Raw genomic sequence first — 25,317 nt, forward strand, 5'->3', positions numbered from 1 at the left:
GGTGCCTTCGGAATTCAGCGGCAAGCACGTCACCGTGGCCGGACTCGGCGTCTCCGGCGTCCCGGCGGCCAAGGTGCTGCACGGGCTCGGCGCGCACGTCACCGTCGTCAACGACGGCGACGACGAGCGGGCCCGGACGCAGGCGGCGGAGCTGGAGCCGCTCGGCGTCACCGTGCGCCTGGGGGACGGGGACACACTTCCCGAGGGCACCGAGCTGATCGTCACCGCACCGGGCTGGAAGCCCACCAAGCCGCTGTTCGCGGCTGCCGGACAGGCCGGCGTCCCGGTCTGGGGCGACGTGGAACTGGCCTGGCGGCTGCGCGGCCTGGACGGCCAAAAGCCCGCGCCCTGGCTCGCCGTCACCGGCACCAACGGCAAGACCACCACCGTCCAGATGCTCGCGTCGATCCTCAAGGCGGCCGGTCTGCGCACCGCCGCCGTCGGCAACATCGGCGTCTCGCTCCTCGACGCGGTCACCGGCGAGCAGGAGTACGACGTCCTCGCCGTGGAGCTGTCCAGCTACCAGCTCCACTGGGCGCCCTCGCTGCGCGCCGACTCCGCCGCCGTGCTCAACCTCGCCCCGGACCACCTCGACTGGCACGGCTCCATGGAGGCCTACGCCGCCGACAAGGGCCGTATCTACGAGGGCAATCGGGTCGCCTGCGTCTACAACGTCGCCGACAAGGCCACCGAGGACCTGGTCCGCGCCGCCGACGTGGAGGAGGGCTGCCGGGCGGTCGGCTTCACCCTCGGCACCCCCGGCCCCTCCCAACTCGGCGTCGTGGAGGGCCTGCTGGTCGACCGCGCCTTCGTCGAGGACCGGCAGAAGAACGCCCAGGAACTGGCCGAGGTCTCCGACGTCAACCCGCCGGCCCCGCACAACATCGCCAACGCCCTTGCCGCCGCGGGCCTGGCCCGCGCCTTCGGCGTCTCCGCCGCCGCCGTGCGGGACGGGTTGCGCGCCTTCACGCCGGACGCCCACCGCATCGCGCACGTCGCCGACGTGGACGGGGTGGCCTACGTGGACGACTCCAAGGCCACCAACACCCACGCCACCGAGGCCTCCTTGGCGTCCTACGAGTCGATCGTCTGGATCGCCGGCGGGCTGGCCAAGGGTGCGACCTTCGACGAGCTGGTCGCGGGCGCGGCGAAGCGGCTGCGCGGCGCCGTCCTGATCGGCGCCGACCGCGCGCTGATCCGCGAAGCCCTGGCGCGACACGCGCCCGAAGTACCCGTGGTCGACCTCGACCGGACCGACACTGGTGCGATGCTCCAGGCCGTCCAGGAGGCGCGGCGGCTCGCCCGGCCCGGTGACACGGTGCTGCTGGCCCCGGCCTGCGCCTCCATGGACATGTTCACCAACTACAACCAGCGCGGTGACGCGTTCGCGCAGGCCGTTCGCGAACTCGGCGCCTGACCCGGCCGCCTCCTGCCGCCGGGTGAACTCGGGAGGACGCGTGGGACGGTCCATGCCGACGTACAGCGGAGGCTGCGATGCCCGGTAGTCCCCAGAGCCGCACCGGACGTCCGCCCGTGCAGCGGACCGCCAAACGGCCCGCCGCACCCCGGCCGCCGCAGGACAACGGCGTGCTCGGTCTCTACCACCGGCTGCGCCGCGCCTGGGACCGGCCGCTGACCGCGTACTACCTGATCTTCGGCGGCAGTCTGCTGATCACCGTGCTCGGCCTGGTGATGGTCTACTCGGCTTCCCAGATCACCGCGCTCCAGCTGTCGCTGCCCGGCTCGTACTTCTTCCGCAAGCAGGCCCTGGCGGCGCTCATCGGCGCCGGTCTCCTGGTCGCCGCGATGAAGATGCCGGTCAAGCTGCACCGGGCGCTGGCCTATCCGATCCTCGCCGGTGCCGTCTTCCTGATGATCCTGGTCCAGGTGCCGGGGATAGGAGTCGCGGTCAACGGCAACCAGAACTGGATCGCGCTGGGCGGCTCCTTCCAGGTCCAGCCCAGCGAGTTCGGCAAGCTGGCGCTGGTGCTGTGGGGCGCGGACCTGCTCGCCCGCAAGCACGACAAGAAGCTGCTGACCCAGTGGAAGCACATGCTGGTGCCGCTGGTGCCCGCCGCGTTCATGCTGCTCGGGCTGATCATGATCGGCGGCGACATGGGCACCGCGATCATCCTCACCGCGATCCTGTTCGGCCTGCTGTGGCTGGCCGGCGCGCCCACCCGGCTGTTCGCGGGCGTGCTCTCGATCGCCCTGCTGCTCGGCTTCGTCCTCATCAAGACCAGCGCGAACCGGATGGCCCGGCTCAACTGCCTCGGTGCCACCGACCCGGGCCCCGGCGACTCCTGCTGGCAGGCCGTGCACGGCATCTACGCCCTGGCCTCCGGCGGACTGTTCGGTTCCGGGCTCGGCGCCAGTGTGGAGAAATGGGGCCAACTCCCCGAGGCGCACACCGACTTCATCTTCGCCGTCACCGGTGAGGAACTGGGCCTGGCGGGGACGCTGTCGGTGCTCGCCCTGTTCGCGGCTCTAGGCTATGCGGGTATCCGCGTGGCCGGACGCACGGAGGACCCCTTCGTGAGGTATGCCGCGGGAGGCGTGACCACCTGGATCACGGCCCAGGCCGTGATCAACATCGGTGCGGTCCTCGGGCTGCTGCCGATCGCCGGTGTGCCGCTCCCGCTGTTCTCCTACGGGGGTTCCGCCCTGTTGCCGACCATGTTCGCCATCGGTCTGCTGATCGCCTTCGCGCGTGACGAACCCGGTGCGCGGGCGGCGCTTGCGTTGCGGCAACCTCGCTTTGGTAGAAAGCGGGGGGCCAGGGGACCCGCGGCCAAGCGGAGCCCTGGGAGTTGGAACACGATGCGACGGCGTGCCTCGAAGGCGCGCTCGTCCGGAGAGCGGTGAATTTCGGTGCATGTCGTACTCGCCGGCGGAGGAACCGCGGGCCACATCGAGCCCGCGCTCGCCCTCGCGGACGCCCTGCGCAGGCAGGATCCGACCGTGGGGATCACGGCCCTGGGCACGGAACGCGGCCTGGAGACCCGCCTGGTGCCCGAGCGGGGTTACGAGCTGGCGCTGATCCCGGCCGTGCCGCTGCCGCGCAAGCCCACCCCCGAGCTGATCACCGTCCCGGGCCGGCTGCGCGGCACCATCAAGGCCGCCGAGCAGATCCTGGAGCGCACCAAGGCGGACGCCGTGGCCGGTTTCGGCGGTTACGTGGCGCTGCCCGCCTACCTCGCGGCCAAGCGGCTCGGCGTGCCGATCGTCGTGCACGAGGCCAACGCCCGCCCCGGCCTGGCCAACAAGATCGGCTCGCGCTACGCCGCCCAGGTCGCCGTCTCCACTCCCGACAGCAAGCTGCGCAACTCCCGCTACATCGGCATCCCGCTGCGCCGCTCCATCGCCACCCTCGACCGGGCCGCCGCCCGTCCCGAGGCCCGCGCGATGTTCGGTCTCGACCCCAACCTGCCGACGCTGCTGGTCACCGGCGGCTCGCAGGGCGCCCGCCGGCTCAACGAGGTCATCCAGCAGGTCGCGCCCTGGCTCCAGCAGGCCGGCATCCAGATCCTGCACGCGGTCGGGCCCAAGAACGAACTGCCGCAGGTCCAGCAGATGCCGGGAATGCCCCCGTACATCCCGGTAAGTTATCTGGACCGGATGGACCTCGCGTACGCCGCCGCCGACATGATGCTCTGCCGCGCTGGCGCGATGACCGTCGCCGAACTCTCCGCCGTCGGGCTCCCGGCCGCCTACGTCCCGCTGCCCATCGGCAACGGCGAACAGCGGCTCAACGCCCAGCCGGTGGTCAAGGCCGGCGGCGGACTGCTGGTCGACGACGCGGAACTCACGCCGGAGTGGCTCCAGCAGAACGTCCTGCCCGTGCTCGCCAACCCGCACCGGCTGTACGAGATGTCCCGCGCCGCCGCCGAGTTCGGCCGCCGGGACGCCGACGACCTCCTCGTCGGCATGGTGTACGAGGCGATCGCCGCCCGTGCGCGCCGCTAGACACGTCTGACGGAAGGCAGGGTAGCGTGGCCGGACCGACCACCGCCGAGCGCGGTGCACGCCAGCAGGAGTCGTCCGGCCCGCCCCGGGTACGCCGGTTCCGCCCGCCCCGTGTTCGTACGATCATCATCTTCGCCGTCGCCCTCGTGCTCCTCGCGGGCGGAACCCTTTGGGTGCTCTACGGCTCGAACTGGACACGTCTGGAACGGGTGTCGGTCTCGGGAACGAGCGTCCTGACGCCCGCGCAGGTGCGCGAGGCCGCCGACGTGCCGGTCGGGGACCCGCTGGTCTCGGTCGACACGGAGGCGGTCGAGGCCCGACTGCGCCGGAAATTGCCCCGCATTGACGAGGTCGACGTGGAGCGTTCCTGGCCGCACGGAATCGGACTGAAAGTGACGGAGCGTACTCCGGTCCTGATTGTACAAAAGGGCCGAAAGTTCGTGGAAGTGGACGATGAAGGCGTCCGTTTCGCCACGGTTTCCAAGGCCCCGAAAGGTGTGCCCGCGCTGGAATTGGAACCGGCCCGTTCCGGCTCCGCCGCGGCGAGCCTGCGCCGCTTCGACGACGACCGCCTGGTGCGCGAGGCGGTACGGGTGGCCGGCCGGCTCCCGGACCGGGTCGCCCGGGACACACGGGTCGTCAAGGTCCGTTCCTACGACGACATCTCGCTGGAGTTGAGCGGCGGGCGGACCGTGTCGTGGGGGAGCGGTGAGCAGGGTGTGCAGAAAGCCCGCGCACTCACCGCGCTCATGAAAGCGACCCCCGACGCGCGGCACTTCGACGTGAGCGTCGCCACCGCCCCGGCGTCATCCGGGAGTTGACGGGTATACGCGCAGGCCAGCACCCTGGTTGGGCAGCGCTACGGCTGATCACATAGGGTGAAAAGAAAAACGGGAGGTTCGGCGTGTTCGTTGAACGTGCGCCACTTGTCGACTTAGTGTCCTGTTCGGAAGAGTCCAAGGAACAGACACACTGGTAACCCTAAACTTCAGCGTTAGGGTTCGGGTCGGCGCTACGGACCGTCCCAATCGGCATCAGTCGTCGGGTCGCGGGGGCATCAGTGCTTCGGCGGTCGGGCGACACGTAACTCGAGGCGAGAGGCCTTCGACGTGGCAGCACCGCAGAACTACCTCGCAGTCATCAAAGTCATCGGTGTCGGCGGCGGTGGTGTCAATGCCATCAACCGGATGATCGAGGTCGGTCTCAAGGGCGTCGAGTTCATCGCCATCAACACCGACGCACAGGCGCTGTTGATGAGCGACGCCGACGTCAAGCTCGACGTCGGCCGCGAACTCACCCGCGGACTCGGCGCCGGAGCCAACCCGGCCGTCGGCCGCAAGGCCGCCGAGGACCACCGCGAGGAGATCGAGGAGGTCCTCAAGGGGGCCGACATGGTCTTCGTGACAGCCGGTGAAGGCGGCGGCACCGGCACCGGCGGCGCGCCCGTCGTGGCCAACATCGCCCGCTCGCTGGGCGCCCTCACCATCGGCGTGGTCACCCGCCCGTTCACCTTCGAGGGACGGCGCCGGGCCAACCAGGCCGAGGACGGCATCGCGGAACTCCGCGAAGAGGTCGACACCCTCATCGTCATCCCCAACGACCGGCTGCTGTCCATCTCGGACCGCCAGGTCAGCGTGCTCGACGCGTTCAAGTCCGCCGACCAGGTGCTGCTGTCCGGTGTGCAGGGCATCACCGACCTGATCACCACCCCCGGCCTGATCAACCTGGACTTCGCCGACGTGAAGTCGGTCATGTCCGAGGCGGGTTCGGCCCTCATGGGCATCGGCTCGGCCCGCGGCGACGACCGCGCGGTGGCCGCCGCCGAGATGGCGATCTCCTCGCCGCTGCTCGAGGCGTCCATCGACGGCGCCCGCGGTGTGCTGCTCTCCATCTCCGGCGGCTCCGACCTCGGCCTGTTCGAGATCAACGAGGCCGCCCAGCTGGTCAGCGAGGCCGCCCACCCCGAGGCCAACATCATCTTCGGTGCGGTCATCGACGACGCCCTCGGCGACGAGGTGCGGGTCACCGTGATCGCGGCCGGCTTCGACGGGGGCCAGCCGCCGTCCAAGCGGGACAACGTCCTCGGGTCCTCCTCGGCCAAGCGCGAGGAGCCCACCCCGGCCCGGCCGTCCGAGAGCCGCCCGTCCTTCGGCTCGCTCGGCAGCGTCAAGCCGAAGGAGGACCCGGAGCCGGCCCCCGCGCCGGAGCCGGTCGCCGACCTGCCGGTCTCCCCGCCGCCGGTGCCGCCGTCGCGGACCTACTCGGACAGCGCGGCCGAGGAGCTGGACGTGCCGGACTTCCTGAAGTGATAGGACAGCGCGACACCGTGAACGGCGCGCACTTCGGCTTCACCGACCGGTGGGGCGGAGTGAGCGCCGTTCCGTACGAGGAGCTCAACCTCGGCGGCGCGGTCGGCGACGACCCCGGCGCCGTCACGGCCAACCGGGAGCTGGCGGCCAAGTCGCTGGGCGTCGACCCGGCCCGGGTGGTCTGGATGAACCAGGTGCACGGGGCCGACGTCGCCGTGGTCGACGCGCCCTGGGGGGACCGCCCGGTCCCGCGGGCCGACGCCGTCGTCACCGCCGAGCGCGGTCTCGCCCTCGCCGTCCTCACCGCCGACTGCGTGCCGGTCCTGCTCGCCGACCCGGTCTCCGGCGTCGCCGCCGCGGCCCACGCGGGCCGGCCCGGCCTGGTCGCCGGGGTCGTCCCCGCCGCCGTACGGGCCATGACCGAACTGGGCGCGGAACCGGCCAGGATCGTCGCCCGCACCGGACCCGCCGTGTGCGGCCGGTGCTACGAGGTGCCCGAGGAGATGCGCGCCGAGGTGGCCGCCGTCGAGCCGGCCGCGTACGCCGACACGAGTTGGGGCACGCCGGCGGTGGACGTGAGCGCCGGAGTGCACGCGCAGCTCGAGCGCCTCGGGGTGCGCGACCGGGCGCAGTCGCCGGTGTGCACCCGGGAGTCGGCGGACCACTTCTCGTACCGACGCGACCGCACCACCGGGCGGCTCGCGGGCTATGTGTGGCTGGACTGATGGGGCATGACGGACCGTAAGCACGAACTCGCCGCGAACCTGGCGAAAGTGGAACAGCGCATCACCGACGCGTGCGCGGCCGCGGGCCGCCCGCGCCGGGACGTGACCCTCATCGTGGTCACCAAGACCTACCCGGCGGACGATGTGCGCATTCTCTCCGAACTGGGGGTGCGCCACGTCGCGGAGAACCGCGACCAGGACGCGGCGCCCAAGGCCGCCGCCTGTTCGGATCTGCCGCTTTCATGGCATTTCGTCGGTCAGTTGCAGACCAACAAGGTGCGGTCCGTGGTCGGTTACGCGGATGTCGTGCAGTCCGTCGACCGGGCCCGGCTGGTCACGGCCCTGTCGAAGGAGGCCGTACGGACCGGCCGCGAGGTGGGCTGCCTCCTCCAGGTGGCGCTCGACGCCGGGGAGGGCGGCCGCGGGGAGCGCGGCGGTGTCGCGCCCGCCGGAATCGAAGAGTTGGCCGACCTGGTCGCCGGATCGGAGGGGCTGCGCCTCGACGGACTGATGACCGTGGCCCCGCTCACCGGCGAGTACGCCGGGCGCCAACAGGCGGCGTTCGAGCACCTCATGGATTTGTCGACCCGCGTGCGCCGGACCCATCCGGCTGCGAACATGGTCTCCGCGGGAATGAGTGCGGACCTCGAACAGGCCGTGGCCGCCGGAGCGACACATGTACGCGTCGGCACTGCGGTACTCGGAGTCCGACCCGGGCTCGGGTAACGTCGCCAAGAAGTCGGACCACAGCAGAAAATATGGTCATTACCGCCGAAAGGCGGACGCAACGACCTCGTGGATCGCAGGCACTTGGAGTCGTCGGCAGATCCACCACAGAGCGGAGGACTCAGAGCATGGCCGGCGCGATGCGCAAGATGGCGGTCTACCTCGGCCTCGTGGAGGACGATGGGTACGACGGCCGGGGGTTCGACCCCGACGACGACTTCGAACCCGAACTGGACCCGGAACCCGAGCGGGATCACCGGCGCCACGAACCGGCGCACCAGCCGCATGGTGCGCATCAGCCCCAAAGGGACGAAGAGGTACGAGTCGTCCAACCGCCCGCGCAGCGCGAGCCGATGCCCCGTTCCGCTTCGCTCGCGGCGGAATCGAGCCGTCCGGCGCGCATCGCGCCCGTGGCGTCCATCACACAAGAACGCGCAAGCCTGGAAAAGAGCGCACCGGTCATCATGCCCAAGGTCGTGTCCGAACGAGAGCCCTACCGGATCACCACACTTCACCCCCGGACCTACAACGAGGCCCGTACCATCGGGGAACACTTCCGTGAGGGCACGCCGGTGATCATGAATCTCACTGAGATGGATGACACAGATGCGAAGCGACTTGTCGACTTTGCGGCCGGTTTGGTGTTTGGTCTTCACGGCAGTATCGAGCGGGTGACGCAGAAGGTGTTCCTGCTGTCTCCTGCTAACGTCGATGTCACGGCGGAGGACAAGGCCCGCATCGCAGAGGGCGGGTTCTTCAACCAGAGCTGAGACGCACCACCGGTACAGAGCAAGAACACGGGCCCGGGACAGGGTCCGAGAGATGGTTCAGGGGAGAGGGAAGCACAGGTCATGAGCGTGGTCCTGGATGTCGTCTACATCGCGCTGATGTGCTTCCTCATCGTGCTCATCTTCCGGTTGGTCATGGACTATGTCTTCCAGTTCGCCCGCTCGTGGCAACCCGGCAAGGCGATGGTGGTCGTTCTGGAGGCCACCTACACTGTCACCGATCCACCGTTGAAGCTTCTGCGGCGGTTCATCCCGCCGCTGCGTCTCGGGGGCGTGGCGCTCGACCTGTCCTTCTTCGTACTGATGATCATCGTCTACATCCTGATCTCGATCGTGAGCCGGCTGTGATCGATGAGAGAGATACGGGCTTGCCGAATGCCGACGACAACGTTGAGGTGAAGAGATGCCGTTGACCCCCGAGGACGTGCGGAACAAGCAGTTCACGACCGTCCGCCTCCGAGAAGGCTATGACGAGGACGAGGTCGATGCCTTCCTCGACGAGGTCGAAGCCGAACTGACCCGGCTGCTCCGCGAGAACGAGGACCTGCGCGCCAAGCTGGCCGCGGCCACGCGTGCGGCCGCGCAGAACCAGCAGAACATGCGCAAGCCTCCGGAACCTCCGCAGGATCAGCAGCCGCCGCAGCAGGGGCCGCCGCCGCACCAGCAGGGGCACCCGCAGCAGGGCGGTATGCCGCAGCAGGGCGGAATGCCGCAGCAGGGCATGCGAGGTCCCGGCGCTCCGGTGCCCGCCGGCATATCGGGCCCGCCGCAGCAGCAGATGGGTGGCCCCATGGGTGGTCCGCCCCAGCTGCCGAGCGGTGCCCCGCAGCTGCCCGCCGGCCCCGGCGGACAGGGTGGCCCGCAGGGTCCCGGCCCGATGGGTCAGGGTCCGGGGCCGATGGGCCAGGGCCCGGGCCCGATGCAGGGCCAGATGGGTCCCGGTCCGATGGGCGGCCCCATGGGCGGCCCGCAGGGCCCCGGCGGCCCTGGTGGTCCCGGCATGCCCGGTCAGGGCGGCCCCGGCGGCGACAGCGCCGCCCGCGTGCTCTCGCTGGCCCAGCAGACCGCCGACCAGGCGATCGCCGAGGCCCGTTCCGAGGCCAACAAGATCGTCGGCGAGGCGCGTTCGCGTGCCGAGGGTCTGGAGCGGGACGCCCGTGCCAAGGCGGACGCCCTGGAGCGGGACGCGCAGGAGAAGCACCGCGTCGCGATGGGCTCCCTGGAGTCCGCCCGCGCCACGCTGGAGCGCAAGGTCGAGGACCTGCGCGGCTTCGAGCGCGAGTACCGGACGCGACTGAAGTCGTACCTGGAGTCGCAGCTGCGCCAGCTGGAGACCCAGGCGGACGACTCGCTCGCCCCGCCGCGCACGCCGGCGAGTGCCGCGCCGTCGCTGCCGCCGTCCCCGGCGCCCTCGATGGCACCGGCCGGCGCCAGCGCCCCGTCCTACGGCGGCAACCAGTCGATGGGCAGCGGCCCGAGCCAGTCCGGCCCGTCCTACGGCGGCCAGCAGCAGATGTCGCCCGCGATGACCCAGCCGATGGCACCGGTGCGGCCGCAGGGGCCGTCGCCGATGGGACAGGCGCCTTCGCCGATGCGCGGGTTCCTGATCGACGAGGACGACAACTGATCTGTAGTACGGCGTAGCCTCCGGCAACGTTCAGGGCGGGCCCCGGGTTTCTGACCCGGGGCCCGCCCTTTGCCGTACGCGGCTTCAGGCGCGGGGCGTCGGCGTGGGCGCAGCTGCGGCCGGGTACGGCAGAGGGCCCGCATCTCGCGGATGCGGGCCCTCTGCGCTGTCCTTGGCTACTGCTTGCGCAGGCGGAACACCAGCGACAGGCCCTCGTCCGAGAACGGCGCCCCGTACGTGTCGTCCGCCTCTCCCTGTGCGAAGTCCGTCGCCAGGACCTCGTCGGAGATCAGGCCGGAGTGGTCGGTCAGGGCGGCGATCGTCGCCGGGTCCGTGGCCGTCCAGCGCAGGGCGATCCGGTCGGCGACGTCGAGACCGCTGTTCTTGCGGGCCTCCTGGATCAGGCGGATCGCGTCCCGGGCGAGGCCCGCCCGGCGCAGCTCCTCCGTCAGCTCCAGGTCCAGCGCCACCGTCGCGCCCGAGTCGGAGGCGACCGACCAGCCCTCGCGCGGCGTCTCCGTGATGATCACCTCGTCCGGAGCGAGGGTGACCGTCTCGCCGTCGACCTCCACCGAGGCCGTGCCCTCGCGCAGCGCGAGGGACAGCGCGGCGGCGTCCGCGGCCGCGACGGCCTTCGCCACGTCCTGGACCCGCTTGCCGAACCGCTTGCCCAGCGCCCGGAAGTTGGCCTTCGCGGTCGTGTCGACCAGGGAGCCGCCGACCTCGCTCAGCGAGGCGAGGGACTCGACGTTCAGCTCCTCCGTGATCTGCGTGTGCAGCTCCGGGGAGAGCGCGCCGAAGCCCGCCACCGCGATCAGCGCCCGGCTGAGCGGCTGCCGGGTCTTGACGCCGGACTCCGCGCGCGTGGCACGGCCCAGCTCGACCAGGCGGCGGACCAGGACCATCTGCTGCGACAGCTCCGGGGCGATCGCCGTCAGGTCGGCCTCCGGCCAGGAGGACAGGTGGACCGACTCCGGCGCACCCGGGGTGACCGGCACGACCAGGTCCTGCCAGACCCGCTCGGTGATGAACGGGGTCAGCGGGGCCATCAGCCTGGTGACCGTCTCGACGACCTCGTGCAGGGTGCGCAGCGCGGCCTTGTCGCCCTGCCAGAAGCGGCGGCGGGAGCGGCGCACGTACCAGTTGGACAGGTCGTCGACGAACGCGGACAGCAGCTTGCCGGCCCGCTGGGTGTCGTAGCCGTCCAGCGCCTGGGTGACCTGGTCGGTGAGCGCGTGCAGCTCGGAGAGCAGCCAGCGGTCCAGGACCGGGCGGTCGGCCGGGGCCGGGTCGGCCTCGCTCGGGGCCCAGCCCGTGGTGCGGGCGTACAGGGCCTGGAAGGCGACCGTGTTCCAGTACGTGAGGAGCGTCTTGCGGACGACCTCCTGGATGGTGCCGTGACCGACCCGGCGGGCCGCCCAGGGCGAACCGCCGGCCGCCATGAACCAGCGGACCGCGTCGGCGCCGTGCTGGTCCATCAGCGGGATCGGCTGCAGGATGTTGCCCAGGTGCTTGGACATCTTGCGGCCGTCCTCGGCGAGGATGTGGCCGAGGCAGACCACGTTCTCGTAGGACGACTTGTCGAAGACCAGGGTGCCGATCGCCATCAGCGTGTAGAACCAGCCGCGCGTCTGGTCGATGGCCTCGGAGATGAACTGCGCCGGGTAGCGGCTCTCGAACAGCTCCTTGTTCTTGTACGGGTAGCCCCACTGCGCGAACGGCATCGAACCCGAGTCGTACCAGGCGTCGATGACCTCGGGCACGCGCGTGGCCGTCTTCCCGCAGCCGTCCTGCGGGCAGGCGAAGGTGACCTCGTCGATGAACGGACGGTGCGGGTCCAGGGCCGACTGGTCGGTGCCGGACAGCTCGGTCAGCTCCGCGCGGGAGCCGATGACCGTGAGGTGGTCCTCCGCGCAGCGCCAGATCGGCAGCGGGGTGCCCCAGTAGCGGTTGCGGGACAGGGCCCAGTCGATGTTGTTGTTCAGCCAGTCGCCGTACCGGCCGTGCTTGACCGCGTCCGGGAACCAGTTGGTCTTCTCGTTCTCCTGGAGGAGGCGGTCCTTGACGGCGGTGGTGCGGATGTACCAGGACGGCTGCGCGTAGTAGAGCAGTGCCGTGTGGCAGCGCCAGCAGTGCGGGTAGCTGTGCTCGTAGGGGATGTGCTTGAAGAGCAGGCCCCGGGTCTGAAGGTCCTCGGTCAGCCTCTCGTCGGCCTTCTTGAAGAAGACGCCGCCGACGAGCGGGACGTCCTCCTCGAAGGTGCCGTCCGGGCGGACCGGGTTGACCACGGGCAGTCCGTACGCGCGGCAGACCTTGAGGTCGTCCTCACCGAAGGCGGGGGACTGGTGGACGAGGCCGGTGCCGTCCTCGGTGGTGACGTAGTCGGCGTTCACCACGTAGTGCGCGGGCTCGGGGAACTCGACCAGCTCGAAGGGGCGCCGGTACGTCCAGCGCTCCATCTCGGCGCCGGTGTACGACTGCCCGGTGGTCTCCCAGCCCTCGCCGAGCGCCTTGGCGACCAGCGGCTCCGCGACGACCAGCTTCTCCGTGCCGTCCGTGGCGACCACGTAGGTGACGTCGGGGTGCGCGGCGACCGCGGTGTTGGAGACCAGCGTCCACGGGGTCGTGGTCCAGACGACCAGCGCGGCCTCGCCCGCCAGCGGTCCCGAGGTCAGCGGGAAGCGGACGTAGACGGACGGGTCGACGACCGTCTCGTAGCCCTGGGCCAGCTCGTGGTCGGACAGGCCGGTGCCGCAGCGGGGGCACCAGGGGGCGACGCGGTGGTCCTGGACCAGCAGGCCCTTGTCGAAGATCGTCTTCAGCGACCACCAGACGGACTCGATGTACTCCGGGTCCATCGTGCGGTACGGGTCCTGGAGGTCGGCCCAGTAGCCCATGCGGGTCGTGAGCTCTTCGAAGGCGTCGGTGTGCCGGGTCACCGACTCGCGGCACCTGGCGTTGAACTCGGCGATGCCGTACGCCTCGATGTCCTGCTTGCCGGTGAAGCCCAGCTCCTTCTCCACCGCCAGCTCCACCGGCAGGCCGTGGCAGTCCCAGCCGGCCTTGCGGCCCACGTGGTAGCCGCGCATGGTGCGGAAGCGGGGGAAGACGTCCTTGAAGACGCGCGCCTCGATGTGGTGGGCGCCGGGCATGCCGTTGGCGGTGGGCGGGCCCTCGTAGAACACCCACTCGGGGCGGCCCTCGGACTGCTCCAGGCTCTTGGCGAAGATCTTCTGCTCGCGCCAGAAGTCGAGCACCGCGTGTTCGAGCGCGGGCAGGTCGACCTGGGCGGGTACCTGGCGGTACTGAGGCGTTGTCATCAGCGAGCTTCCTCCGGCGGACGTGCTGCCTTCCGTCGGAGGGACGAGAGCCGTGCTCCCGCGGTACCACCCTCCTTGGCCCGGCCGGGGCGTCGTGTGCTCCGGCGAGCCCCCTCATTGGGGTCGCGAGCCGGTTCTACTCGCCGCGGCTGTCCTGCCACGGCTTTCTTCCGGCGGCTCCGGGGTGATCTTCACGTCGCGCTCGCCCCCGGGCTCACACCGTCCCCGGGTCGCTCTGGGCTGCTGACGCCGCTACTCGTCCCCATCCATGCTTTTCGCTGGCCCCAGTGTACGGCGCCGCGCGGACAACGGCCGACCGGTTTTGCGTGACCCGAATGCCGCCGTCCGGGGGGCGCTCCCCGCACGGGCGGCCCGGGGGGCGTTCCGGCGGATTACCGGGCGGGGAGCTGGGCACAACGCATGCATGCTCGCCGCGCGGCGCACGGTGGGCGGGCGAATCGGGCGGCGTGCCCCGTTGCCGCGGGACCGGAGTCGATTTATCGTCCCAGCACGATTCGCGCGCAAGATCACAATATGTGAAGGGGCCGCGGCCATGGTGGCGAAGAAGAAGACGACGGCCGCGAAACAGGGCGCCGACGAGGAGAGCGCCGCCGAGCGGGACCCGGCGAAGAAGAAGGCGGCAAGGAAGACCGCGGCGAAGCAGAGCCCGGCAAAGAAGACCGCGGCGAAGAAGAGCACGGCCAAGCAGAGCACGGCGAAGAAGAGCACGGCCAAGAAAGTGGGCGCGGCCGAGGCCGCGGAGCAGACGGGAGCCACGACGGTGGTTGCGAAGAAGACTCCTGGCACGGCCACGGCGGCCAAGACCGCTGTTCCCAAGGCCCGCGGCACCGCCGCCGCGGACCCCGGCGACCTCGCGGTACGCCCCGGCGAGGAACCCTGGACCCCGCAGGAGGTCGAGGAGGCGCGCGGCGAGCTCCAGTCCGAGGCGGACCGGCTGCGCACCGAGATCGACTCCTCCGAGCGGTCGCTGCAGGGCATGATGCGCGACTCCGGCGACGGCGCGGGCGACGACGAGGCGGACACCGGCAGCAAGAACATCACGCGCGAGCACGAGCTGGCGCTGGCCGCCACCGCGCGCGAGGTGCTCACCCAGACCGAGCGAGCCCTGGAGCGCCTGGACGCGGGCACCTACGGCCTGTGCGAGAACTGCGGCAACCCGATCGGCAAGGCGCGGATGCAGGCATTCCCGCGGGCCACCCTGTGCGTCGAGTGCAAGCAGAAGCAGGAGCGCCGGTACTGAGCCGCAGCCGGGACGGGGAGTGTGCCGTACCCTCGTGCTCAGTCAAGGACCTAGGCTGAGGGACTCACGTGGCAGAGGCGGAGCGCATCATCGGTACTCCGGACACCCCGGACGCGGCGGGGGACGGGCGGGAGCGGCCCGACGCCGAACAGGAGCAGAAGCAGGAGCAGGCTCCTGAGCGCCCCCGGGGCAAGCGGCGGGTCGCCGTGCTGTTCGCGGTCGCCCTCTTCGCGTACCTGCTCGACCTGGGCAGCAAGATGCTGGTGGTCGCCAAGCTGGAGCACCACGAGCCGATCGAGATCATCGGCGACTGGCTGCGGTTCGCCGCGATCCGCAACGCGGGCGCGGCCTTCGGCTTCGGCGAGGCGTTCACGATCATCTTCACCGTGATCGCCGCTGCCGTGATCGTCGTGATCGCCCGCCTCGCGCGCAAGCTCCACAGCCTGCCCTGGGCGATCGCGCTCGGCATGCTGCTCGGCGGCGCCCTCGGCAACCTCACCGACCGGATCTTCCGCGCGCCCGGCGTCTTCGAGGGCGCGGTCGTGGACTTCATCGCGCCCAAGCACTTCGCCGTCTTCAACCTCGCCGACTCGGCGATCGTCTGCGGCGGCATCCTGATCGTGATCCTCTCCTTCCGGGGCCTGGATCCGGACGGGACCGTCCACAAGGACTGAGCGAGGACTGAGCGGGCACCGGGACTGAGCGCGCGTTCGGGAGTGTCCGGGCCGTCCGGCATACTCGACGGGTGAGCACGATTCCCGAGATCCGCACCCTGCCCGTGCCCGACGGCCTGGAGGGCGAGCGCGTCGACGCCGCCATCTCCCGCATGTTCGGCTTCTCCCGCACCAAGGCCGCCGAGCTGGCGGCGGCGGGCAAGGTGCAGGTCGACGGGTCGGTGGTCGGCAAGTCCGAACGCGTCCACGGCGGCGCCTGGCTCGAGGTCGAGATGCCCGAGGCGCCCGCGCCCGTGCAGGTCGTCGCCGAGCCCGTCGAGGGCATGGAGATCGTGCACGACGACGAGGACGTGGTGGTGATCGTCAAGCCCGTCGGCGTCGCCGCACACCCGTCCCCGGGCTGGAGCGGGCCGACCGTCATCGGCGGACTGGCCGCCGCCGGGTACCGCATCTCGACGTCCGGCGCCGCCGAGCGCCAGGGCATCGTGCACCGCCTCGACGTGGGCACCTCCGGCCTGATGGCGGTGGCCAAGTCGGAGCGCGCCTACACCTCGCTCAAGCGCCAGTTCAAGGAGCGCACGGTCGACAAGCGCTACCACACGCTCGTACAGGGCCACCCCGACCCGACCAGCGGCACCATCGACGCGCCCATCGGCCGCCACCCGCAGCACGACTACAAGTGGGCCGTCACCGCCGAGGGCAAGCCCTCCGTCACGCACTACGACCTCATCGAGGCCTTCCGCGCCGCCTCCCTGCTCGACGTGAAGCTGGAGACCGGCCGCACCCACCAGATCCGCGTCCACATGGCGGCCCACCGCCATCCCTGCGTCGGCGACCTGACCTACGGCGCGGACCCCACCCTGGCCAAGCGGCTGCGGCTGACCCGCCAGTGGCTGCACGCCGTGCGGCTCGGCTTCGAGCACCCCGGCACCGGCGACTGGGTGGAGTACGCCAGCGAATACCCCGAGGACCTCCAGCAGGCCCTCGACCTGGTCCGCGAGGAGACCTACGGATGAGCGCCCCGAGCCCGGCCCGGGCCCCGTCCTACGAGGTGCGCGTCGCCGAGGACCCCGCCGACCGCGAGGCCTGCTTCGCGGTGCGCAAGGACGTCTTCGTCGCCGAGCAGAAGGTCCCCGAGGACATCGAGTACGACGCCTACGACCCCGGCGCCGTGCACGTCCTCGCGATCCGGGCGGACGGCGTGCCGCTCGGCACCGGGCGGCTGCTGCACGGCACGGCCGCCGCCGCGAAGAACGGCGACGGCGACCCGGCCGTCGGCTCCCTGGGCCGGCTCGCGGTGACCGCCGCGGCCCGCGGTCTGGGCATCGGGGCCGCGCTGGTCCGGGCCGTCGAGGAGGCGGCCCGCGCACGGGGACTCACCGCCGTGGACCTGCACGCGCAGACCCACGCCCTGGGTTTCTACGAGCGGCTGGGGTACCAGGCGTACGGACCCGAGTTCCCCGACGCCGGGATCCCGCACCGCGCGATGCGGCGCTCCTTGTAGCGGGGGCGCCGAACCGGCTGGTGGGACCGGTGGCGTGGCAGGCTTGGGCTTCGCCGTGGGAACGGCCGGACCACAGCCCCTAGACCCCACCGGAGCGGTGACCGTGGATCAGCTGGCCCTGTTGTTCATGCTGTTGCTCGGGGCCCTGCTGAGCGTCCCCATCGGTGCCCGGCTCGGGCTGCCCGCGCCGGTGCTGATGACGCTCCTCGGGATCGTCCTGGCGCTGCTCGACTTCGTGCCCAACGTCGACATCCCGCCCGAACTGATCCTGCCCGGACTGCTCCCGCCGCTGCTGTACGCCGCCGTGCGGCGCACGTCCTGGCGGCAGTTCGCGGCCAACAAGCGCCCCATCTTCCTGCTGGCCGTCGCGCTGGTCTTCGTCACCATGGTCTGCGTGGCCTCCGTGGCCCACGCGATCGTGCCGGGGCTGCCGATCGCCGCCGCCTTCGCGCTGGGCGCGCTGGTGGCGCCGCCCGACCCGGTCGCCGCGACCGCCGTCGCCGGGCAACTGGGGCTGCCGCGCCGCCTGGTGTCCATCCTGGAGGGTGAGGGGCTCTTCAACGACGTGACGGCCATCGTCCTGTACCACGTGGCCATCGCCGCGGCGGTCGGCGGCGCCTTCTCGCCGTGGCGGGCCGGGTTCGACCTCGTGCTCTCCGCCGTTGTCGCCGTCGCGATCGGGCTCGCCCTGGGCTGGGGCTCCAACAAACTCATGAGCGTGCTGGGCGACCCGACGCTGCAGATCGGGCTGACCCTGCTGGTGCCGTTCGTGAGCTACGTCGCCGCCGACGAACTGCACGGCTCGGGCGTGCTCGCCGTGCTCACCACCGCCATGTTCCTCGCCGAGTACGCCTCGGACGCCGACGACGTGATGACCCGGCTCGGCGGCCACACCGTCTGGGACGTGGTCGACACCCTGGTCACCGGGGTGGCCTTCGGCCTGATCGGACTGGAGCTGCACAACGCCGTGCGCACCGCCTCCGGCCGGTGGAGCGAACTGCTCGGCTGGTCGGCGGCGATCCTCGCCGTCGTCGTCCTGGTCCGGCTGCTGTACCTGCTGCCGGCCACCTGGCTGACCCAGCGGCTGCACGCCAGGCGCGACCAGGACGAGGACATCCCGACGAGCTGGCGCGAGACCGTGGTCATGTGGTGGGCCGGGATGCGGGGCGTGGCGTCGGTCGCGCTGGCCCTGGCGATCCCGCTGCGGACGGACGACGGGGCGCCCTTCCCGCACCGGGACGAGATCGTCTTCATCGCGTTCGGGGTGATCATGGGCACGCTGCTGCTGCAGGGGCTGACCCTGCCCTGGCTGGTCGGCCGGCTCGGGGTCCGGGCGGACACGGAGCGGGAGCAGGGGTTCGAGCGCGACCTGGCCCTCAGGGCGGCCCGGGCGGCCAGGCAGCGGCTCAAGGAGATCGAGTCGGTGGAGGAGCTGCCGGAGGAGCTGTCCGAGCAGATGCTGCGGCGCGCCTTCGACATCGGCGTACGCATCAGCCCGGACCTCGGGGACGAGGAGCGGCGGGAGGCGCAGGAGCAGCGGGCCCGGCGGTTCAAACGCGTCCGGCGCATCCAGGGCGAGATGCTGAGCGCCGCCCGGCACGAGGTGCTGGCCGCCCGCAGCGAACCCGGCGCCGACCCGGAGATCGTCGACCGGGTCCTGCGCCACCTGGACGTGCGCAGCCTGCGCTGACCCGCGGTCACAGGCTTTTGGCCGGCCGGCCCGGGAAGCGGCGGGAGTCCGTCCCGGAGGGGCGGCGGGAGTCCTCGGCGGCGGAGCGCCGCGCGTGCGGGAGGCCCTCGTGGGGCGGGCGCAGGGCCGCGTCCGCCGTGTTGACCCGCGGCAGCGCGTACGGGTGCTCGTCGGCCAGCCAGCGCAGCATCCCCTCGCGGACCGTGACCCGTACCGTCCAGATGTCGTCCGCGTCCTTCGCCGTCACCAGGGCCCGCACCTCCATGGTGGTCGGGGTGGTGTCCGTGACGGTCAGGTTGTAGTTGCGTCCGTCCCAGGCCGGGCACTCGCGCAGGACGTCGCGCAGCCGCTCGCGCATCAGGTCCATCGGCGCCGAGTGGTCCAGGTGCCAGAACACGGTCCCGGTCATCTGCGGGGTGCCGCGCGACCAGTTCTCGAACGGCTTGGACGTGAAGTACGACACCGGCATCGTGATCCGGCGCTCGTCCCAGGTGCGCACGCTCAGATACGTCAGCGTGATCTCCTCGACGGTGCCCCACTCCCCGTCCACCACGACCGTGTCGCCCATGCGCACCATGTCGCCGAAGGCGATCTGGAACCCGGCGAACAGGTTGCCCAGCGTGGACTGGGCCGCAACACCGGCGACGATGCCGATGATGCCGGCCGAGGCCAGCAGCGAGGCGCCCGCCGCCCGCATCGCCGGGAACGTCAGCAGCATCGACGACACCGCGACCACGCCGACGACCGCCGTGACCACCCGCATGATCAGCGACACCTGGGTCCGCACCCGGCGCACCCGGGCCGGATCCCGCTCGGCGTGGGCGTGCGCGTAACGGGAGTAGGACGTCTCGACGACCGCCGCGGCGATCCGGACCACCAGCCAGGCCGCCGAGCCGATCAGCACCAGCGTCAGCGTCCGGCCGACCCCGGTCCGGTGGTCCGGGAACACCCCGGCCTCGACGTAGGACCCTCTCAGCAGGCCCGAGCAGAGCACGATCTGGTAGGGCAGGCGGGCGCGCCGCAGCAGCCCCCACAGCGGTGTCTCCGGGTGGCGTCCGTCGGCCTTGCGCAGCAGCAGGTCGGTGGCCCAGCCGATGACCACGGTCAGCAGTACCGAGCCGCCGACCACGATCAGCGGGCGGAGTATCGTCTCCATCCCTCGAACGTAACCGGCCGCGCGGCGCTGTGAACCTGTGAGGTATCTCCCGCCGGGGTGTCGCCGGGCGCGGGCCCTGTCGCACCCGGCTGGCACCATGGCCCCATGAACATCGTGCTCTTTCACTCGACCCTCGGCCCGAGGCCCGCGGTGCGGCAGGCCGCCGACCGGCTGCGCGACGCCGGGCACCAGGTGTGGACCCCGGACCTCTTCGAGGGCCGTACCTTCGACACGGTCGAGGAGGGCATGGCCCACCAGGACGGGATCGGCCGCGAGGAGCTGCTGAAGCGGGCCGTGCTGGCCGCCGCGCCCTACTCCGAGCGGGGACTGGTCTACGCCGGATTCTCGCTCGGCGCCTCCATCGCCCAGACCCTCGCCCTCGGCGACCACCGGGCGCGCGGGCTGCTGCTCCTGCACGGCACCTCGGACCTCGCGCCCAACGCCTCGGTCGACGAGCTGCCGGTCCAGCTGCACGTTGCCGAGCCGGACCCCTTCGAGACGGACGACTGGCTCAGCGCCTGGTACCTCCAGATGGGCCGGATCGGCGCCGACGTCGAGGTGCACCGGTATCCCGGCGCCGGTCACCTGTACACCGACCCGGAGCTGGACGACTACGACGCGGAGGCGGCCGAGGCCACCTGGCGGGTGGCGCTCGGCTTCCTCGACTCCCTCCGGGAGGCTCAGACCGGGTCGTAGACCCGCTCGACGCGCTGCGTACCGCTGCGCGTGCGGTAGGAGCGGGCCCAGGCGGAGGTGGCCGCCGCGTCGGTGCGGTCGGAGACCACGTAGTAGTCCATCTGCGCCCGGTCCGCGGTGACGTCCAGCACGCCGTAGCCGTGCCGGTCCGTGTCGACCCAGCGCACGTGCCGGTTCGCGGCCCGGATCACCGGCGCGGCGATCGCCGAGACGGTGCCCTCGGGGACCTTCACGATGTCGTCGAGGTTGTCGGAGGTCACCGACGTGACGACGAACTCCGTGGCCGCGGAGGCGGACAGCGGGTAGGTCCCGGCGTTGTACGGCACGTCGTTGGCCCAGGCCATGTGGATGTCGCCGGTCAGGAACACGGTGTTGCGGATCGCGTGCGCGCGCAGGTGGGCCAGCAGCTCGCGGCGGTCGTCGGTGTAGCCGTCCCACTGGTCGGTGTTGAGGGCGATGCCCTCCTTCGGCAGCCCGAGCAGCTCGGCGAGCGGTCCGAGCAGCGAGGCCGGGAGCGAACCGACCGCGAACGGCGAGATCATCACCGGGTTGCCGACCAGCCGCCAGGTGGCGTCGGAGGAGGCGAGACCGGACTTGAGCCAGTCGAGCTGGGCGCGGCCGGTGAGGGTGCGGTCCGGGTCGTCGACCTCGCCGTTGCCGAGCGCCACCTGCTGCGAGCGGAAGGTGCGCAGGTCGAGCAGCGAGAGGTCGACGAGCTTGCCGAACCGCAGCCGCCGGTAGGTGGTGCCGGCGATCGCCGGGCGCACCGGCATCCACTCGAAGTAGGCCCGCTTGGCGGCGCTCTGCCGCTCCGCCCAGGTCCCCTCGGCGCCCTCGGTGTGGTTCTCGGCGCCGCCCGACCAGGTGTCGTTGGCGATCTCGTGGTCGTCCCAGATCGCCACCACCGGCGCCGTGGCGTGCAGCGCCTGGAGGTCGGGGTCGGTCTTGTAGCGGCCGTGCCGGGTCCGGTAGTCGGCGAGGGTGAGGATCTCGTGGGCCGGGGCGTGCGGACGCACCACGGTGTCGCGGGTGCCGTACTCGCCGGTGCCGTACTCGTAGATGTAGTCGCCCAGGTGCAGCCAGGCGTCCAGGTCGCCGCGGGCCGCGAGATGGCGGTACGAGGAGAAGTACCCGGCCTCCCAGTTGGCGCAGGAGACCACGCCGAAGCGCAGGCCGGTGACGGCCGCGTCGTGCGCGGGGGCGGTGCGGGTGCGGGCGACGGGGGAGTCGGTGGGGCCCGCGGAGAAGCGGAACCAGTAGTCCGTGGCGGGCGCGAGGCCGCGGACGTCCGCCTTGACGGTGTGGTCGGCGGCGGCCGTGGCGGTGACGGACCCCTTGGCGACCACGTTCGTGAGGGCCTTGTCCGTGGCGACCACCCAGCTCACCGCGGTGTCCGGACCGGTCCCGGAGCCCGGTATGGCCTCGGGCACCGGTGTCACCCGGGTCCACAGCAGGATTCCGTCGGGCAGCGGATCGCCGGAGGCGACGCCGTGCAGGAAGGCGGGGGCCGCGTCGGCGGCGCCGGCGGGCAGCGCCGCGGCGAGCGGGGCGGCGAGCACGGCACCGGCCGCCGCGGCCTTGACGACCGTACGGCGGCTCGGGGTGCGGGAGTTCGCGGATGGCTCGTTGTCTTCGGAGGCTCTGTGTCGACTGGTCACGGCCGATCAGGTTACTGATCGGTACGCGCGCGAGTGGGCGAACTCGCAAAAGTTCGCCCACTCGTCAGACGGCGATCACCGGGTCACTTGGTGACGCCCGCGTCCTTCAGCGCCTTCTGCCACGCGTCGGGCGTGCTCGGGGTCTCGACCACCTTGTCGTTGATCTTGATGGTCGGCGTCGACTGGACGCCCTCGGCCTTGTCGAAGGACTTGCTCATCCGCATCGCCCAGGCGTCGTAGGTGCCCTTCTCCACGGCGTCCTGGAACTTCTTGTTGCCCTTCAGGGCATCGACCGAGTCCGCCACCTTGATCAGGTAGTCGTCCTTGGCGAAGTCGTCGGTCGACTCCTCGGGGTGGTACTTCGTGGAGTAGAGCGCGGTCTTGTAGTCGACGAACGCCTCGGGGCTGACGTTCAGCGCGGCGCCCAGCGCGCTCAGCGCGTTCTTGGAGCCCTCGCCGCCCAGGTTGCCGTCGAGGAAGGTGCCGACGGTGAAGGAGAGCTTGTAGTCGCCGTCCTCCATGCCCTTGTTGACGGTCTCGCCGATGCTCTGTTCCATCGCCGCGCAGCCCGGGCAGCGCGGGTCCTCGTAGAGGTGGATGACGTTGTCGGACTTGGACTCGCCCATGACGACGGTGGTGCCGTCCTTGCCGGAGGTGTTGGCCGGGGCCACCACCTTCGCCTCGGCGGCCTTGTCCCAGCCACTGGGCTTGTTGCCCTGCACGACGGCGTAGCTGATGCCGCCGGCTATCGCCAGCACGCCGACGATGGAGGCGGCCACGATGGCCTGGCGCCTGACCTTGTCGCGCTTGGCCTGGCGCTCGCGCTCCTGGCGCAGGCGCTCACGGGCCGCCGTCTTCGCTGCCTGGCTGTTCCGCTTGCTCATGATGATCTCTCCGGGGACGCGCACACGGGGGTGTGCGGAAGTACGTACGGGGGACTGCGGTGCTCGGTGGTGCTCGTGCGACTCGGCCGGTGCCGGGTCAGACGAGGGTGGCCACCGGGCGCGGCGGTCCGCGACGTCCCAGGGAGTGCGCGAGGATCCGCTCGCGGGCGCCGGCAGCGCGGCGGGCCGGGGGCGCCGGGCGGCGCACCGCCGGGGCCCGGCGTACGCCCACGGCCGCGACGGCGAGCAGCAGCGGCCGGAACGTGGTCGCGGCCACCGCGCCGAGCAGCTGGGCCAGCGCCCGCTCGCCGCGCCGCAGCCAGGCCGCCGCGAGCAGCCCGACCCCGACGTGCGCGGCGAGGAGCAGCCAGGCGGTGCCGGGGGCGGCCTGGGCCAGCACCGACGCCATCCGGTCGGTCTCGGCCCCGGTCACCCGGGTCAGCGGCGCGGTCACCCCGGCGTGGATGCCGGTCCCGTCGCCGCACAGCACGTCGAAGCCGACCGAGCGCAGCGGGCCCGCGACCGGGCCGCCCGCCCGGCCGTAGCAGACGTGCTGGCCGGTGGTGAAGACCGTGTCGGCGGCCAGCTCCAGCGGGATCAGCAGGGCGGCGATCCGCCCGAAGCCGCGCTCGCGCCGCCCGGCCAGGGCGTACGCGATCAGGAACACGGCGGCGGCGACGGCGGCCACCGTGGGCAGCGGCAGCGGAACCCCGGACAGCAGCACGTGCGACGCGGTGCTGAGGGTCACGGCGAGTGCCGTGAACAGCGCCGCGCGTACGGCTCTGAGCGGGGTTCCGGATATGTCCATAGCAGTAGAAGAGTGTGTCATGGGGTCCGGTAAGGGACCCCTAAAGGCTTCCTGTGAGACGGCCGACGGTTACCGAACCGGAATGGTCACAGACCCGGGATCCGGCCGTTGCGGAACAGGTCGACGAAGGTCTGGTGGTCGGCGCGCGCGCGTGCGCCGTAGCGGTGCGCGAAGTCGACCAGCAGCGGCGCGAAACCCTCCTCGTCGGCCGCGATCGCCGCGTCGATGGCCCGCTCGGTGGAGAACGGCACCAGGGACTCCCCGGACTGGTCGTCGGCCGCCGCGTGCATGGTCGCGGTGGCCCGGCCCAGGTCGGCGACCACCTCGGCGATCTCCTCCGGGTCGTCGATGTCGCCCCAGTCCAGGTCGACCGCGTACGGCGAGACCTCGGCGACCAGCTGCCCGGCGCCGTCCAGCTCGGTCCAGCCCAGCCACCGGTCGGCGTGCGCCTGCAGGGCGCGCTGGGAGATCACCGTGCGGTGGCCCTCGTGCTGGAAGTAGTCCCGGATCGCCTGGTCGGTGATGTGCCGGGAGACGGCCGGGGTCTGGGCCTGCTTGATGTAGATTACGACGTCGTTCTCCAACGCGTCGCTGTTGCCCTCCAGCAGGATGTTGTACGAGGGCAGGCCGGCCGAGCCGATGCCGATGCCCCGGCGGCCGACGACGTCCTTCACGCGGTAGGAGTCGGGGCGGGCCAGGGAGGACTCGGGAAGCGTCTCCAGATAGCCGTCGAAGGCCGCCAGCACCTTGTAGCGCGTGGCGGCGTCCAGCTCGACGGAGCCGCCGCCGGGGGCGAAGCGGCGCTCGAAGTCACGGATCTCGGTCATCGAGTCCAGCAGCCCGAAGCGGGTCAGCGAGCGGGCCACCCGCAGCGCGCCGAGCAGCGGGCCCTCCGCGGTGTCCAGCGTGAAGGGCGGCACCTCGTCACTCTTGGCGCCGGTGGCCAGGGCGTGGATCCGCTCGCGGTACGCGCCCGCGTACACCCGCACCAGCTCGGTGATCTGCTCGTCGCTGAACGCCTTCGCGTACCCGATCAGCGCGACGGAGGCGGCGAAGCGCTTGAGGTCCCAGGTGAAGGGGCCGACGTAGGCCTCGTCGAAGTCGTTGACGTTGAAGATCAGCCGGCCGGTGGAGTCCATGTACGTGCCGAAGTTCTCCGCGTGGAGATCGCCGTGGATCCACACCCGGGAGGTCCGCTCGTCCAGGTAGGCGCCGCCGTGCCGGTCACCGAAGTCCGGATCCTCGGTCAAATCGCGGTAAAAGAGGCCTGCGGTGCCGCGGTAGAACGCGAAGGCGGAGGCCGCCATCTTCCGGAACTTCACGCGGAACGCCGCGGGATCCGCGGCCAGCAGCTGGCCGAAGGCGGTGTCGAAGACGGCGAGGATCTCCTCGCCGCGGTGCTCCTCGTTGAGCTGCGGGACCGACATGCCTGGTGCCTCCTGGTGCGGGTGGTGCCTCACGGGTGGAGCGGATCTCCACTCGGGCCAACGTTCGAAGGGGTGCGGGAGTGCCCGCCCCAGAAGGT

The 25,317-nt window shown here is 71.5% G+C and carries 22 protein-coding genes; 16 read left to right on the plus strand and 6 right to left on the minus strand.

Annotated elements, in window-relative coordinates; translation table 11 throughout:
- Position 1: 1 nt before the first annotated feature.
- The 10 genes from murD to divIVA all read left to right on the plus strand — a co-directional run bounded on the left by murD (position 2) and on the right by divIVA (position 10,141).
- Complete coding sequence (gene murD, locus ACH4D3_RS33855; RefSeq protein WP_398330280.1) at positions 2–1,417, plus strand: UDP-N-acetylmuramoyl-L-alanine--D-glutamate ligase; 1,416 nt, start codon at positions 2–4, stop codon at positions 1,415–1,417.
- Between the two features lie 77 nt (positions 1,418–1,494).
- Positions 1,495–2,865 carry a putative lipid II flippase FtsW gene (gene ftsW, locus ACH4D3_RS33860; protein WP_398330283.1) on the plus strand — a complete coding sequence of 457 codons (1,371 nt, stop codon included), beginning with the start codon at positions 1,495–1,497 and terminating at the stop codon, positions 2,863–2,865.
- 6 nt (positions 2,866–2,871) lie between these two features.
- The gene (gene murG / locus ACH4D3_RS33865; RefSeq protein ID WP_398330286.1) at positions 2,872–3,966 is read left to right on the plus strand and encodes an undecaprenyldiphospho-muramoylpentapeptide beta-N-acetylglucosaminyltransferase; all 1,095 of its coding nucleotides are present in this window, start codon (positions 2,872–2,874) and stop codon (positions 3,964–3,966) included.
- A 26-nt stretch (positions 3,967–3,992) separates the two neighbouring features.
- Positions 3,993–4,787, plus strand: coding sequence for a cell division protein FtsQ (gene ftsQ / locus ACH4D3_RS33870; protein WP_398330289.1), 795 nt, complete (start codon positions 3,993–3,995; stop codon positions 4,785–4,787).
- Positions 4,788–5,075: 288 nt separating this feature from the next.
- Positions 5,076–6,275, plus strand: a complete 1,200-nt coding sequence (ftsZ, locus tag ACH4D3_RS33875) for a cell division protein FtsZ (protein ID WP_398330292.1) — start codon at positions 5,076–5,078, stop codon at positions 6,273–6,275.
- On the plus strand, positions 6,272–7,000 hold the full coding sequence (pgeF, locus tag ACH4D3_RS33880; RefSeq protein ID WP_398330295.1) for a peptidoglycan editing factor PgeF: 729 nt from the start codon (positions 6,272–6,274) through the stop codon (positions 6,998–7,000). Before ftsZ ends, pgeF begins: the two co-directional genes overlap by 4 nt.
- Positions 7,001–7,006: 6 nt before the next feature.
- The gene (locus ACH4D3_RS33885; RefSeq protein WP_398330298.1) at positions 7,007–7,726 is read left to right on the plus strand and encodes a YggS family pyridoxal phosphate-dependent enzyme; all 720 of its coding nucleotides are present in this window, start codon (positions 7,007–7,009) and stop codon (positions 7,724–7,726) included.
- A 128-nt stretch (positions 7,727–7,854) separates the two neighbouring features.
- Positions 7,855–8,496 (plus strand): cell division protein SepF, encoded by a 642-nt coding sequence (locus tag ACH4D3_RS33890; RefSeq protein WP_398330300.1) that lies wholly within the window; start codon positions 7,855–7,857, stop codon positions 8,494–8,496.
- A gap of 81 nt (positions 8,497–8,577) precedes the next feature.
- Positions 8,578–8,862, plus strand: coding sequence for a YggT family protein (locus tag ACH4D3_RS33895; RefSeq protein WP_007448661.1), 285 nt, complete (start codon positions 8,578–8,580; stop codon positions 8,860–8,862).
- A 55-nt stretch (positions 8,863–8,917) separates the two neighbouring features.
- Positions 8,918–10,141 (plus strand): apical growth/hyphal branching protein DivIVA, encoded by a 1,224-nt coding sequence (gene divIVA / locus ACH4D3_RS33900; RefSeq protein WP_398330304.1) that lies wholly within the window; start codon positions 8,918–8,920, stop codon positions 10,139–10,141.
- A 176-nt stretch (positions 10,142–10,317) separates the two neighbouring features.
- Here divIVA and ileS read toward each other — a convergent pair whose 3' ends face one another.
- Complete coding sequence (gene ileS / locus ACH4D3_RS33905; RefSeq protein WP_398330307.1) at positions 10,318–13,461, minus strand: isoleucine--tRNA ligase; 3,144 nt, start codon at positions 13,459–13,461, stop codon at positions 10,318–10,320.
- 553 nt (positions 13,462–14,014) lie between these two features.
- On the opposite strand from ileS, the gene ACH4D3_RS33910 reads away from it, so the two are divergent.
- The 5 genes from ACH4D3_RS33910 (at position 14,015) to ACH4D3_RS33930 (ending at position 18,590) form a co-directional block, all read left to right on the plus strand.
- Entirely contained in the window at positions 14,015–14,722 is a 708-nt protein-coding gene (locus ACH4D3_RS33910) for a TraR/DksA C4-type zinc finger protein (protein WP_398330310.1), read from the plus strand.
- Positions 14,723–14,790: 68 nt separating this feature from the next.
- Positions 14,791–15,396: a signal peptidase II gene (gene lspA / locus ACH4D3_RS33915; RefSeq protein WP_398330313.1), complete on the plus strand. Its 606-nt coding sequence runs from the start codon at positions 14,791–14,793 to the stop codon at positions 15,394–15,396.
- A 71-nt stretch (positions 15,397–15,467) separates the two neighbouring features.
- A complete protein-coding gene (locus tag ACH4D3_RS33920) occupies positions 15,468–16,412 on the plus strand; it encodes an RluA family pseudouridine synthase (RefSeq protein ID WP_398330316.1) in 945 nt (314 codons plus the stop codon).
- Positions 16,409–16,900, plus strand: coding sequence for a GNAT family N-acetyltransferase (locus ACH4D3_RS33925; RefSeq protein ID WP_398330318.1), 492 nt, complete (start codon positions 16,409–16,411; stop codon positions 16,898–16,900). Before ACH4D3_RS33920 ends, ACH4D3_RS33925 begins: the two co-directional genes overlap by 4 nt.
- A 103-nt stretch (positions 16,901–17,003) precedes the next feature.
- Entirely contained in the window at positions 17,004–18,590 is a 1,587-nt protein-coding gene (locus tag ACH4D3_RS33930; RefSeq protein ID WP_398330321.1) for a Na+/H+ antiporter, read from the plus strand.
- Positions 18,591–18,597: 7 nt separating this feature from the next.
- Here the strand turns inward: ACH4D3_RS33930 and ACH4D3_RS33935 are convergent, their stop codons facing one another.
- Positions 18,598–19,746 (minus strand): mechanosensitive ion channel family protein, encoded by a 1,149-nt coding sequence (locus tag ACH4D3_RS33935; RefSeq protein ID WP_398330324.1) that lies wholly within the window; start codon positions 19,744–19,746, stop codon positions 18,598–18,600.
- Between the two features lie 105 nt (positions 19,747–19,851).
- Between ACH4D3_RS33935 and ACH4D3_RS33940 the strand changes: the two genes are divergently transcribed.
- Positions 19,852–20,442: a dienelactone hydrolase family protein gene (locus tag ACH4D3_RS33940; protein WP_398330327.1), complete on the plus strand. Its 591-nt coding sequence runs from the start codon at positions 19,852–19,854 to the stop codon at positions 20,440–20,442.
- On the opposite strand, the gene ACH4D3_RS33945 is transcribed toward ACH4D3_RS33940, so the two are convergent.
- The 4 genes from ACH4D3_RS33945 to ACH4D3_RS33960 form a co-directional block, all read right to left on the minus strand.
- Positions 20,427–22,100 (minus strand): alkaline phosphatase D family protein, encoded by a 1,674-nt coding sequence (locus tag ACH4D3_RS33945; protein WP_398330330.1) that lies wholly within the window; start codon positions 22,098–22,100, stop codon positions 20,427–20,429. The two genes, ACH4D3_RS33940 and ACH4D3_RS33945, sit on opposite strands and share 16 nt — an antisense overlap.
- Positions 22,101–22,183: 83 nt before the next feature.
- The gene (locus ACH4D3_RS33950) at positions 22,184–22,984 is read right to left on the minus strand and encodes a DsbA family protein (RefSeq protein WP_398330333.1); all 801 of its coding nucleotides are present in this window, start codon (positions 22,982–22,984) and stop codon (positions 22,184–22,186) included.
- Between the two features lie 97 nt (positions 22,985–23,081).
- Positions 23,082–23,792, minus strand: coding sequence for a hypothetical protein (locus tag ACH4D3_RS33955; protein ID WP_398330336.1), 711 nt, complete (start codon positions 23,790–23,792; stop codon positions 23,082–23,084).
- 86 nt (positions 23,793–23,878) lie between these two features.
- Positions 23,879–25,219, minus strand: coding sequence for a DUF2252 domain-containing protein (locus ACH4D3_RS33960; RefSeq protein WP_398330339.1), 1,341 nt, complete (start codon positions 25,217–25,219; stop codon positions 23,879–23,881).
- Positions 25,220–25,317: the final 98 nt, after the last annotated feature.

It is taken from the genome of Streptomyces sp. NPDC018026, from assembly GCF_044327745.1.
Lineage (GTDB): Bacteria > Actinomycetota > Actinomycetes > Streptomycetales > Streptomycetaceae > Streptomyces > Streptomyces rubrogriseus.

Coding starts and splice junctions, on each gene's coding strand:
- ftsW (WP_398330283.1), top strand. CDS start 1,495: ATGCCCGGTAGTCCCCAGAGCCGCACCGGACGTCCGCCCGTGCAGCGG.
- ACH4D3_RS33885 (WP_398330298.1), top strand. CDS start 7,007: ATGACGGACCGTAAGCACGAACTCGCCGCGAACCTGGCGAAAGTGGAA.
- ACH4D3_RS33890 (WP_398330300.1), top strand. CDS start 7,855: ATGGCCGGCGCGATGCGCAAGATGGCGGTCTACCTCGGCCTCGTGGAG.
- ACH4D3_RS33895 (WP_007448661.1), top strand. CDS start 8,578: ATGAGCGTGGTCCTGGATGTCGTCTACATCGCGCTGATGTGCTTCCTC.
- divIVA (WP_398330304.1), top strand. CDS start 8,918: ATGCCGTTGACCCCCGAGGACGTGCGGAACAAGCAGTTCACGACCGTC.
- ileS (WP_398330307.1), bottom strand. CDS start 13,461: ATGACAACGCCTCAGTACCGCCAGGTACCCGCCCAGGTCGACCTGCCC.
- ACH4D3_RS33910 (WP_398330310.1), top strand. CDS start 14,015: ATGGTGGCGAAGAAGAAGACGACGGCCGCGAAACAGGGCGCCGACGAG.
- ACH4D3_RS33925 (WP_398330318.1), top strand. CDS start 16,409: ATGAGCGCCCCGAGCCCGGCCCGGGCCCCGTCCTACGAGGTGCGCGTC.
- ACH4D3_RS33935 (WP_398330324.1), bottom strand. CDS start 19,746: ATGGAGACGATACTCCGCCCGCTGATCGTGGTCGGCGGCTCGGTACTG.
- ACH4D3_RS33940 (WP_398330327.1), top strand. CDS start 19,852: ATGAACATCGTGCTCTTTCACTCGACCCTCGGCCCGAGGCCCGCGGTG.
- ACH4D3_RS33950 (WP_398330333.1), bottom strand. CDS start 22,984: ATGAGCAAGCGGAACAGCCAGGCAGCGAAGACGGCGGCCCGTGAGCGC.
- ACH4D3_RS33955 (WP_398330336.1), bottom strand. CDS start 23,792: ATGGACATATCCGGAACCCCGCTCAGAGCCGTACGCGCGGCGCTGTTC.
- ACH4D3_RS33960 (WP_398330339.1), bottom strand. CDS start 25,219: ATGTCGGTCCCGCAGCTCAACGAGGAGCACCGCGGCGAGGAGATCCTC.